This is a genomic window from Paenibacillus oryzisoli (assembly GCF_001653565.1).
Lineage (GTDB): Bacteria > Bacillota > Bacilli > Paenibacillales > NBRC-103111 > Paenibacillus_E > Paenibacillus_E oryzisoli.
Genome location: NZ_LYPB01000085.1, coordinates 121,763 through 133,789, shown reverse-complemented (window position 1 = coordinate 133,789; position 12,027 = coordinate 121,763). Strand labels below are relative to the sequence as shown.

General features: G+C 47.3%; 7 protein-coding genes. 5 read left to right on the top strand and 2 right to left on the bottom strand.

Translation table 11 applies throughout. The features are described 5' to 3' along the window. The first annotated feature begins 270 nt into the window (after positions 1-270). From A8708_RS26720 to A8708_RS26700, 5 genes are all read left to right on the top strand, one after another. Positions 271-1,230: an ABC transporter permease gene (locus A8708_RS26720; protein WP_082927829.1), complete on the top strand. Its 960-nt coding sequence runs from the start codon at positions 271-273 to the stop codon at positions 1,228-1,230. Positions 1,231-1,240: 10 nt separating this feature from the next. Then, positions 1,241-2,116, top strand: a complete 876-nt coding sequence (locus A8708_RS26715) for a carbohydrate ABC transporter permease (protein ID WP_068668691.1) — start codon at positions 1,241-1,243, stop codon at positions 2,114-2,116. A gap of 98 nt (positions 2,117-2,214) precedes the next feature. Continuing rightward, positions 2,215-3,831, top strand: coding sequence for a type 2 periplasmic-binding domain-containing protein (locus tag A8708_RS26710; protein WP_068668690.1), 1,617 nt, complete (start codon positions 2,215-2,217; stop codon positions 3,829-3,831). An 89-nt stretch (positions 3,832-3,920) separates the two neighbouring features. After that, complete coding sequence (locus A8708_RS26705) at positions 3,921-7,736, top strand: CBM96 family carbohydrate-binding protein (RefSeq protein WP_068668689.1); 3,816 nt, start codon at positions 3,921-3,923, stop codon at positions 7,734-7,736. A 113-nt stretch (positions 7,737-7,849) separates the two neighbouring features. Further along, positions 7,850-9,439, top strand: coding sequence for a discoidin domain-containing protein (locus A8708_RS26700; RefSeq protein WP_068668688.1), 1,590 nt, complete (start codon positions 7,850-7,852; stop codon positions 9,437-9,439). A 338-nt stretch (positions 9,440-9,777) separates the two neighbouring features. Here the strand turns inward: A8708_RS26700 and A8708_RS26695 are convergent, their stop codons facing one another. Together A8708_RS26695 and A8708_RS26690 are read right to left on the bottom strand one after the other, a co-directional pair. Further along, positions 9,778-10,464 carry a response regulator transcription factor gene (locus tag A8708_RS26695; protein ID WP_068668687.1) on the bottom strand — a complete coding sequence of 229 codons (687 nt, stop codon included), beginning with the start codon at positions 10,462-10,464 and terminating at the stop codon, positions 9,778-9,780. Between the two features lie 36 nt (positions 10,465-10,500). Continuing rightward, positions 10,501-11,976 carry a sensor histidine kinase gene (locus A8708_RS26690; RefSeq protein WP_068668686.1) on the bottom strand — a complete coding sequence of 492 codons (1,476 nt, stop codon included), beginning with the start codon at positions 11,974-11,976 and terminating at the stop codon, positions 10,501-10,503. Positions 11,977-12,027 lie beyond the last annotated feature (51 nt).

Here is a 12,027-nt window from a genome sequence, read left to right as displayed (position 1 = left end):
ATCGGAAAGCCGTATGAGGGAAAACCTCACGTACGGTTTGATGAGGAGGGGCTGAAATATTTCAGCCCTTTACTCTAGAAAAACACGTTATTCTTAAACGTATGAAAGCGCTTCCGATGCGGTCGATACCATCAAAATAATCATGATTGCACACCTATCAAAATTATCGATATAAGTAAAATAATAAGGATTTACGGATTATGGAAGCCGATGCTACACTTCAACCGTGAGAACCAAGCAGCACGAGAAAGAGAAGGAGTGGAAGTGTCCATGAGTATGAAAACGGCAATAGGGGAACCAGGCGCATATGCGAGGGCGAGTACAGGGCACATGATTTTACGCAATTTAAAAAGAGACCGCTTTCTTTATTTACTTATTGTTCCTTTTATCGCTTGGTACCTTGTCTTTCAGTATTATCCGATGTTGGGGTTGCAAATGGCTTTCAAAAAATACAGTATATACAAGGGACTATCTGGAAGTCCTTGGGTAGGTTTTGATAATTTTGTAACTTTCTTCAAAGGTCCCTACTTCTTAAGAACGTTGAAAAACACGATCTTGATTAGCATGTACAGCTTGATATTCGCTTTTCCGGCGCCCATTATCTTGGCTTTGCTGCTGAATGAAGTGAAGAGCATGCTGTTCAAACGTACCGTACAGACGCTCACCTATTTACCGCATTTTATTTCCATAGTCATCGTAGCGGGGTTCGTTACTAATTTTTTATCTCCGACAAATGGGATTATCAACCTGCTGCTAGCGAAGCTAGGATTGGAAAAGCTGTACTTTCTGGTGGTCCCGGAATATTTTCGGACCATCTTCATCTCCATGAATATATGGCGGGAAGTCGGGTTCGGATCCATCATTTTCATTGCAGCACTCTCTGCTATTCATCCTGAACTTCATGAAGCCGCTGTCATTGACGGGGCCAATAAATGGAAGCGGGTGCTGCACGTAACCTTGCCAGGAATTATGCCTACAATAATGATTATGCTGATTCTCAAAATCGGCAATCTGTTGGATGTCGGCTATGAGGCTATCATTTTATTGTATCAACCCTCGACGTATGAGGTATCCGATGTAATCAGTACGTATGTGTATCGGACGGGATTGCAAGATGGCCGTTATGATATTGGCACAGCGGTAGGCTTGTTCAATTCGGTTGTCGGTCTTGTGTTGGTTATCTGTGCGAACAAATTAAGCAAAAAATACACCGAAAGCGGTTTATGGTAGGAGATGACCTATGAAATTCCTGACAACTGGAGAAAAGATTTTTACATGGTGCAATTATACCTTTCTAGCCTTATTGGCTGCTGCTACCTTGTATCCATTTCTGTATGTCATCTCAGCCTCCTTAAGCTCATCAGAAGCCGTTCTATCTGGAGATGTCGTGCTATTTCCCAAAGAATGGACGCTGCAGGCTTTCCGGCAAGTTTTGACAGAGTCGGGTATTTGGCGGGCATATGGGAATACGGTGTTCTATACAATTGACGCAACTTGTCTGCAGATGGTCTTTACCATTATGGGTGCATATCCGTTATCCAAGAAAAGATTCATGGGCAGGACGCCGATTAGTTTCTTTATCGCCTTTACCATGTTATTCAATGCAGGTATGATTCCCTTCTACTTGACCATCAAAGAGCTTGGTATATTGAACACTAGATGGGCATTATTAATTCCCTTTGCGGTTACGACATTTCTGGTCATCTTGCTGCGAACGCACTTCCAGTCCGTACCAGAAGAGATGGAAGAAGCTGCTAAGGTGGACGGCGCGTCAGACTTTCAAATCTTGACCCGCATCTATTTGCCGGTATCCAAGCCTGCGCTAGCCACCATTTCACTATTCTATGCAGTGGGCACCTGGAATTCTTACTTCTGGGCCATGGTGCTGATTCAAGATGAGAGCAAGATTCCGTTGCAAGTTCTTTTACGCAGGCTAGTCGTCTCTATGAATCCTACGGAAGGCATGATGGCTACGACCGATTCAACCGTGCTGTTCTCTCAGGAGACCGTTATTTACGCAACGATTGTTATCGCGATTATTCCAGTTATTGTGGTATACCCTTTTATTCAAAAATATTTCACCGCCGGCGCTATGGTGGGCTCCGTCAAGGGGTAACGCAGATACAGAAAGGGAGGTGGTGCCTCCTCGAAAGGCACTAATCGTAGAGAAGATGAATTTATCATTTTGTACATACCTAGGGAGGTTGCATGTCAATGAAACGCAAAGCATGGAAGACTGCCGCAGCTGCAGCTGCACTATCCGTCAGTGTGATCACGGGTTGCTCATCAGACAAGGAACAGACACAAGCTTCTCCTTCTGCGCAGGCATCACCGCAATCCGCTTCGGCTGCACCAGCAAGTCCGCAATCCTCGTTAGCCAGCTCTAAACCGATTACCTTAAGCATTCATATGCACTACGGGAATGGCGGTGGCGGGGATAAGGTATTTAATGACGAGTGGCCAGTCTTCAAGAAGGCGGCAGAGCTCACCAATGTGTCCTTAAAAGGTACCGCTTCCAAAACTCTGACTAACAGCGCAGAAGCCTACAATTTGATGCTGGCGTCAGGTACTTTATCCGATATTATTCATTTCGGCAAGAAAGAAGATGCCAACAAGCTTGGCGGCGAGGGAGGCCTCGTTGCACTTAACGATTTAATTGATAAAAATGCGCCTAACATTAAGAAGTTTTTGGATGGCCGACCTGACGTACGCAAATTTTTGACCTCCGCTGATGGCAAAATTTATTATGTCTCCTTTGTCCCAGACGGAGCGGCCTCCACAGGCTGGTTCATTCGCCAGGATTGGCTCGATAAACTGGGGCTCAAGAAGCCGACTACGGCGGATGAGTACTACAGTGTATTAAAGGCTTTCCGGGATAATGATCCGAATGGAAACGGCAAGAAGGATGAGATTCCTTATTTTAACCGTCAATCCTTCGGTGTGTACTCGCTGCTTAACCTATGGGATGCCGGTACGGGCTACAAAGTAGACCCCAAAACAGATACCGTTGTCTACGATCCGATTAATCCTACCTACAAAACGGGGATGACGAACTTAGCCAAGTGGTATGGGGAAGGGCTGATCGACAAAGAAATTTTCACCCGCAAAGGCGACACTAGGCTGGTTATGCTATCGGATAATCTCGGCGGCTCCACGCATGACTGGTTTGCAAGTACGTATGGCTACAATGTGAAAGCCAAAGATAAAGTGCCCAATGTGAATTTGACGCCAATTCCGCCTGTGGCCAGTATTTCCGGGGATGTCTCTTGGTTTGATTACCGTGCAACGGTGAGTCCATCTGGCTGGGGAATTGCTAGCTCCAACAAGAATCAAGTCGAAACAATCAAATACATGGATTTCTGGTTTAGCGACGAAGGACGTCGACTTGCGAACTATGGTTTGGAAGGTCAAACGTATGACATGGTGAGCGGTAAAGCGGTGTTCAAGAAGTCGCTGCTAGATACTGGCAACGTGCTGCTTAACCTGCAGAAGATGGGCGCACAGCAAGAAATCGGCTTCTATCAGAATTTTGATTATGAAAAGCAGTTTACACCAGAAGGTGTGTTGGCTTCCGTCGATGAGTATAACGCGAAATATATTAAGAAAGTCAGCGTGCCGAACTTGAACTTTACAGTGAAAGAGCAAGAGCGCCTGAAAGAGTTAGAAGGTCAGATTGAAACGTACCGTGTCGAGACTGGACAGAAGTGGCTGTTAGGGGCGGAGTCCGTTGAAGCCAAATACGACGATTTCGTCAAACAACTGAAAACATTGGGAATTGACGAAGTGTTGAAGATTAAGAATGAGGCTTATGTTCGCTATAAAAAAGGTTGATTAACATCGTGTTTCCGGGCTGGTCGTTTTTCGCCAGCTCGGCTGCATGGTGAAAGCCACTAATTAAGAGCATTGGGGGGGAAATAAGGATGAGACGGATGATTGCATTATGTCTTGTATGGGCGATGCTTCTTGGGTTGCTTTCACCAGGGGGTGGGGCCTTGGCATATGCTGCAGGCGAAGGCGATACCAATCAGAGTACCACTGCAAGTGTTAATGAAAGCGCGTACAAGGAAGTGGCGGTGAAGCCATCAGCTGATGCGTATACGCTGAACTCAAGGGCGGACACCAACTACGGGAGTTGGGATGTACTTGTTCTGAAGAGGGATAACAACAGCAATACAAACCGCAAAATCTATACGAGATTCTCGATGGCAGACCTGGGTATTCGCGATCCTCAGAAGGTTGTCAGCGTCACGCTCCAGGTGTATCGAACAGATACTACCGGAACAACCGGAGGTGTAGGTGTCTACCCGGTCAATGATAATTCCTGGCAGGAGCTGGGCATTACTTGGAATAATGCGCCTGCCAATGTATTAGATCCACTGGCCATCGTCACGATAGGACCGGCAGCCAAATTCTATGAATTCGATGTGACCGACTATGTGAAGTCCCATTGGCAGGATGAAGCCTTATCCTTTGCCCTCTTAGGACAGGTGCACGGCCAGCAGATCACTTTTGCCTCCAAGGAGCAGAATGCGGCAGGCGTGGGAAGAGAACCTCGACTCGTTCTAAGGACGACTCAAACGCCTCTGACCTCTATCGAAGTCGTTAATCCGCCAAGCAAGGCTGTCTATTACCCAGGTGATAAGCTGGATCTGACGGGTCTAATCGTCAATGGTCATTATGAGGATGGCTCGGTGACGCCATTAACCGCTTACTCAGTGAGTGGCTTTGATAGCAGCACACCAGGGGCAGCGCAGCCGATTACGGTAACTGTTGAGGATCAAACTACCGTTTTCTATGTGGACGTTCGTCCGCCTTCTGGCGTGAATCCCCCTATCTGGCCGGCCGGCAGCAGTCTGACGGCAACCGGTACGTCCAAGACGAAGACTATGCTGGCTTGGCCTCAAGCGTTGGATAATGAAGATATTACTGGCTATCGATTGTTTGACGGTGAGAACATTATTCGTACTCTAAGCAGTGATACGATGTCCCTTCAACTCACAGGATTAACACCTTCGACAATGTATCACTTCCGCATCGAAGCTGGGGATAGCGAAGGGAACTGGACACCAGGTCCAGAGTTAGCGGTATTAATGGAACTGCGTCCGTCGGCACTGCCGCAGGTAACGTCGATTGCGAGCGGCGCATTTGATCTGGCTGCTTGGACTGTTGCAGTGAATTCCGACGGCAAAAGCGTGTGGGAGACGCCAAGCGGCAATCTCGCATTAACGACCTATGCGAGCGCAGGGTCTGATCCACTTCGCAATGTGATTGTTCATCAGACGCCGTTTCTAGGCGATTTTGTCTGGACCGGTAAGGTGATGGTTGCACCGCGAAGCGATTGGGATGATCTAGCTGTCGTGTTCAACTATATCGATGAGAAGAACTACTGCTTTGTCTCCCTGAACAAAAGCAATGACGACGCGACGAATGGGATCTTCCGTGTGGTGAACAATTCGCTAGTTCAACTCAGGGATTTTGAGCTTGGCCTATTGAAGCCTGGCACAGCGCAGGATTTGCGGATTGACCGGCTAGGCTCGATCATCCGTGTGTATCTGGATGGCGACTATATCGGGGAGGCAGAAGAGACGCAGTATGTCAACGGCCAAGTAGGTTTTGCCAGTGCGAATGATCGAGTCACGCTTTCCGAAATGAACGTATACGGAACAGAAATGATCGATCTGTTGTCGCCTGTTGCACCAGGTCAATTTACAGCGGGGGCACAATCTTCGAAAGCTATTCGATTAGCTTGGACGGCTTCCATGGACGATTCCGGCATTAAGCTATATAGCGTCTATCGCGATGGCGAGCTGTTAGGCACAACCAATCTCACTGCCTATGTAGATGAGGGACTGACACGGCTGTCCGCACACAGCTATTACGTGACAGCAACGGACATGTCCAATAAAGTGTCAGCACCAAGCGCGACTGTAATTGCGACGACCCTAGCGCAGGATCTGCATCCGTTCCCGTTCAGTCACAGCCTGATCGATAGCGCGCTTCGCGAGCCCTTGCTGCAATATCAGCTAAGTCTCGAGTGGACGTCGCACAGTCTGCGAAGCGGTACTGCGCTTATGTATTTGATGACAGCCGCTTTGTATAACCCTGCGTATAAGGGCAGCGACGGTACGATGATTAAAGAACGGATTCTGGCACATATTCGCAATATGCTGGTACCAGGAAGCAAGCGGGAGCCTGGCGCATCTGGTTCACTGGATACCTCGTCAACTTCACTGGCAATTCAAGCTCTGGATCTCGCTTCGACGATTCCTGCAGTCTGGGATCTATTGACACCGGAGGAGAAAGACAAGATCACGCTCATTATGCAAGCGCATCTCGTAGCGGCACATTGGGGCCATGACGATGACAACAATTTCTCGACGGGGATCGATCAGTTGGGCAATTTCAACAAGGGTTGGAATCCCAATTATGTGGAAGGCGCTATTGCGAGTGCGCTAGCGACAGTCCGCTATTTAGGCGGAGCCGCTAAGGCAAATGAATTCCTGCTTAGTTTTGACTATGACAGCTTTATGAGCAAGCTTCAGGCAGCTGGGCTTTCCAGCATAGCTTGGACCTTCCGTCAAACAGGCAAGGCCGCGCTCGAGGCTGCTGTGAAGAATGAATTTACGTTCAGAGGCCATACGCTGGATCAGCCGTTCGAATGGATGAAAGACCGCGCGCTAATTATGTATAACAAAACAGTGAAAGCACAGTTATACAGCAACGATACGCTGCGGGCTTTTGTAAACAATCCGGAAGGATTGCCTAATGTTGGCATAATAGGAATGGCGCAGGAATTCGACTCGGTGGATGCGAATGGCATACGAAGCGACCTCGATTATGTGACAAGGGGGTGGAATAACAGCATTCTTAGTTTGCTGGAGGCCTATTATTACGGTGTTGCGACATCGGGTTCTCCGGAGGATCTTGCATCGATCCAATCCCGATATGCAATTGGCTCTACAGATCTAATTTATAAAGCGGTAAATGGGTATTCCGGATATGCGAAAGGCAAGTCCCTTGGCATTCGGGATGCATTCACTGCCGATGCTAATGTTGGTTACTATTGGCTGAAGGAACTTTGGGAGAATGTAATTAGTCAGCCGTCACTGATTCCTGCGCGGAATGTGATTCCAGTACCTGATGACCTAGCCGTTGCTAAACCTGGTACAGTCGTACTTTCAGATGACAATGGGCAGGATACGGGTCTGTTGGATGGTAATTATAAAGTTACCATGCATATGTGGTATGGCGATAATGGCACACGTTACAAGCTCTATGAGAATGATGTGTTAATTGATACACAGATTCTTATGGACCAATCGCCTAATGCGCAATCTACAGCAACTTTCATTACCAATAAACCAAATGGGACATACAAGTACTACGCTGAGCTTACGAATACATTCGGAACGAGCAGAAGCAGAGATCTAACGGTTACTGTTCAACATGCAGCGCCTGCAAAACCAGTTCTTGCTAGCGATAATTGGGATGGTGACGGAAACTTCAACGTTAACATGAACATGTGGTGGGGAACCAATGGTACGACCTATAATCTGTATGAAAATGGCACACTCATTCATTCACAAGGATTGACTGTGAATACACCAAGTGCCCAATTCGCTTCGTTCATTATAACGAACAAAGAAATAGGGACGTATGCGTATCGTGGTGAGCTTGTGAATTATGCGGGTGCCACCTCAAGTAATACGATGATTGTCAAAGTAACGAAGCACTGAAGGTAGCGAAGCGGCGGGAAGCGAGATCGACTGACTGCCGGCAGCAGAACGTTGGCAGTCACTTTGATAGAACACGCTAGTTCGAGAAGGACGGCGTACGAGGAGATGACATGATGAAGAAGAATATGTCCATGTTCGCTATGTGTCTGGTTGTTCTGTTTACGCTCGCTTGTTTACTTCCAGGGTGGGAAACACCTGCATACGCGTCTACTAATTTGGCTCTAGGCAAAACCGCTGTCGCGAGTTCGGTGAAGAATAGTGCCTTAGCTGCCAACAAAGCTACGGATGGTGATAGCACCACTACCCGCTGGGGCTCCAACTATACAAGCAGCGAGTGGATGTATGTAGATCTAGGGTCAGCGCAAAGTGTAGGCAGCGTAACGATCAAGTGGGGTGTCGCCTATGCAACGGCATACAAGATTCAGACGTCCAGCAACGCTTCCACCTGGACAGATGTGTTTTCAACGACGAGCGGTGATGGTGGCGTTGACGCTATTACTCTTGCAGCTGCAGCAACTGCCAGATATGTGCGTGTACAGGGGATTACCCCTGCGACGACGTATGGCTATTCCATCTATGAATTAGAGGTTTATGCATCTTCGGGAACGACAGATCCGGGTCCAGACCCAGGCGAGGAGCCGGAGCGCGATGCCTCTTTTGGACCGAACGGTACGCACTGGCCATCGCTGATTCCAACGCCATTTATGTACGACACCACTGTTGCTAACATTATTGACGTAAGCAGCTCCTGGACAGCGATAAGCACAGCGATCGCGGCAGTGACGCCTGAACAAGCAGCAGCAGGCGTGCTGATTCGAATTGCTCCCGGCACATTGACGGGTAACGGGGCAGGTTCAGGAAATACGCCAGTGTTGCAGAATCTAGGCTCTTCATCGTGGACGAAGCGTATTACAGTAGCTCCTCGTGATGGTTACGGTACGGTGGTTATTAGCGGAGGCGCTTTGATCAAAAATGTACGTAGTGTAGCCTTCGCTGGACTCATCGCTGATCAAATTAAGCTCGAAGGCTGCGACCGCTCAGCCTTGGCTTGGAGCAAAGTGACTCGTTGGCTGGCAGGTTACGGAATCGCAAATCAGACAACATCTATGGTAGAATTCACCGAGGTTGTCATGCCGGATTCGCAAGTCGTCGACGGTGATGCTTCTGACTTTTATTCCGTATCGTCGGGCCCGATTGACGGTTGGCGTTTTGACGGCATCTATCTTGCGCCGCATTTCTTCAATCCAGCTACCACACCGAAACCGCATACGGATACGATGCAATTCGCTGGTTCGGGCGCATATTCGAATATGACAATCCGCGATTCTGCCATCTTCTCCAGCAACAATTGTTCGATTCAAACAGGCAGTTTAAACGGATTAATCCTAGAGCATAGCTATCTTGCAGCGGGGAGCGTAGCTCGAAGCCGTTATCCATTCCTTGCCGGAGGATCTACGGAAGCTGGAACAGCGGCGTTTAATGGCAATGGCACGAACTTTGTTGCGCTAGATTCGGTCATCATCGGTGGGATGGGCTCGGCATCTTGGACATCGGTAACCAACACGAAAACCAGCTACGTTTACCAGGCTTCTCAGCAGCCGTCCAGTGGAGCATGGACAGTTGATACGACACTGTCCGCAACCAATCCGACCATGCCCCCAATGCCAACGGATACGTATTTGAACTCGATTTGGGGGAATTAAGTGAGACATGAAAGAAGACCTAGCTATTAGGTCTTCTTTTTCTATACGATGTAACGAACTCCTATGCTCCCTGCAAATAGATGGATTTTATACAGGTAAATCTCCCCATTTTCTGAGAAAACATAAGATAGATGGAAAAAGTACAGTTAATTGTAACTATATTTTCCTATTTGAACCATATGGATGGGATTAACGACATATTTTCCATCTAAATCGATTTTTTGAGGGAAATCTTAGGAAATAGATGTACATTTTCCATGTAATACAACATCCGACACAATCGATAATCGATTGTCAGCCCCTTACTCTCATAGAGAGCCTCAAGCCGCTCCATTCACCTACAGCTTCTTCATAACCTCAAAAATGCGCAAATCGTTGATCGTTTGAATCACCATCGCGGAATCGGCCATTTGAAATTTCTTGAGAATGGAGTTGATCTGCTTCTTGATCGTTTCATACTCGACGCACCGTTCCTCGGCAATTTGCTTCCGTTTCTTTCCTTCGCACAGCAGCCTTAAGACCTGTAATTCGCTTGGCGTAAGCTCCGATATGATTTGAATAATATTCAGCAGAGAGCTCTCCGCTCGCTTCACGCGTGCAAATTCTTCGCGTATCTTCTCGGCGATCATGGGGCGGATTGGCGATGCATTCATATAGGCGGAGCGCACGGCTTCCATAATTTCAACGTCAGCAGCATTTTTGAGCAAATAGTCCGTGATGCCTGTCTGGAAAGCTGCGAAGATGAAGTTCTCATCCTTGTGCACCGTGAGTACGATAACTTTCATATGAGGGTATTTCTCGTTAATGGCTTTGGCCGCTTGAATACCTGCAAATTGAGATTCCATTTCGATGTCCATGAGAATCACGTCCGGCTGGTGAAGGTCTGCTTGAATAACGGCATCATGTCCCGATGAAGCTCGCGCCACACAGGCGAAATCATCATGTTTGGCGAAAGTCCTTTCCAGCCTTCTGAGGTGGGCTTCCATGTCATCGGCGATGAGAATACGGATAGGTTGTTGTGTCATTATGAGGGATCCCCTTTCGTAAGGCTGTCCGACTATTTAAATCATGGGCAGGAACACCGTAAATGTCGTTCCAACATCTTTCTTGCTTTCTACGACAATTTTGCCATCGTGGCCTAGGATGATTTTGTGGCAGTAGGATAAGCCGATTCCCCAGTTATTTACAGAAGCTTTCGTGGTGAAAAAAGGATCGAAAATAGCCTCCAGATGCTCCTCGGGAACGCCAGGACCGTTATCGGCAATACGAATGAGCGCCCAGCCATTCTGTTGGCTCCGCTCAACAACAATTCGGCCGTCATCGCGGAATTGCAGGGATTCACTGGCATTAAGGAGCAGGTTATAGATGGCTTCGGTCAAATGACCGGAATCAATATAGCTTGTAGCGGGCAGAGCGTCTGGCGAATAGTCGATTGAGCAGCTAATAGCTTGTTCGTTTAACCGAGCAATAGCCTGTTCTACCGGAAGATCAATGGACATCGGCTGGAGATTTAGATTCATATTTTTTAATTTATCGGCGGCATCGTTAATACTGGTGAGGGCTGACTGCGACGATTGCAAGATGAGATCAAGACTGTATACCGACTCGCTATCCGCTTCATGGCGCTCTTTGAGATAGGCCGCTTCGGACTGAATGCCGATCAAATGATTTTTGAGCGCATGTGTGAAAGCGCGCGTGCCTAGCGTGGCCGTGTCGATGCTTTTATTGATTTGGATGTCGCGATTCTTGCGGTAATTCTCAATGGCATTAAATTTGTATACCAAATAAATCATCAAGATGAGTGTTAAATAAATGGCAAATGGAAACACAGGAAGTAAGATGGACTGATAGCCAAGAGGTGGCTGTAGATAGTTGAAATAGCCTTTCAAATACGTTTCCTTGACCAATACTTTCGGGGCCCATGAGAAAATAAAGATATGGATGACGACGAGCGGAATAAAGAGCAGAATATGATACAGGGTCAAATTTTTGATAAACCTAATTTTCGGATAATTCAAATAATAGTTGATGAGCACGCCAAAAGCAACAAAAAGTATGAGGTAGCGGAGGCTCGTTAAGATAATTTCGATCGCGTTCAAGAATAGCAGACTGTCGATCCAATGACTGAGTGCAATATGAAAGGCAGGATCATAATAAGCCGTCTCGATAATAAAAAAGAGCGAAATGCCACCATATACAAACCGCTGTTTTGAGGGGCTAAGACTACGGGTAAAGGCAATAGCAAAGCCAAGAAGCGAGCAGTAAAATAGCCCTACGCCGACGTTCAACATGCGAATGAGCCAATTAGGATTAAACTTGGTGAGAACCAAGTAATTCCATGTGCCAGGGCTGAAATCAAAGAAGCTGTGTATCACATTAAAATAGTAATTGAATTTACTCAGATACAAAGTAAAGGCTACAAAGGAAAGCACCCAGCCGATAATAATGCCGTACATGAAGCGGGTGGACGCATGGTTTAACTTTTTATACGTGAACAAAATGGTGAAAATTAATAGGACGAGCGTAACGAACAGCATCGGATCACTTCCTTCTCTTCCGCCAAAAAAGGGGGGAATAAAACATTCATC

Bases quoted from the DNA above. Each gene is read 5' to 3' on its own strand.
- A8708_RS26720 (WP_082927829.1), top strand. From the start codon at position 271: ATGAGTATGAAAACGGCAATAGGGGAACCAGGCGCATATGCGAGGGCG.
- A8708_RS26715 (WP_068668691.1), top strand. From the start codon at position 1,241: ATGAAATTCCTGACAACTGGAGAAAAGATTTTTACATGGTGCAATTAT.
- A8708_RS26710 (WP_068668690.1), top strand. From the start codon at position 2,215: ATGAAACGCAAAGCATGGAAGACTGCCGCAGCTGCAGCTGCACTATCC.
- A8708_RS26705 (WP_068668689.1), top strand. From the start codon at position 3,921: ATGAGACGGATGATTGCATTATGTCTTGTATGGGCGATGCTTCTTGGG.
- A8708_RS26700 (WP_068668688.1), top strand. From the start codon at position 7,850: ATGAAGAAGAATATGTCCATGTTCGCTATGTGTCTGGTTGTTCTGTTT.
- A8708_RS26695 (WP_068668687.1), bottom strand. From the start codon at position 10,464: ATGACACAACAACCTATCCGTATTCTCATCGCCGATGACATGGAAGCC.
- A8708_RS26690 (WP_068668686.1), bottom strand. From the start codon at position 11,976: ATGCTGTTCGTTACGCTCGTCCTATTAATTTTCACCATTTTGTTCACG.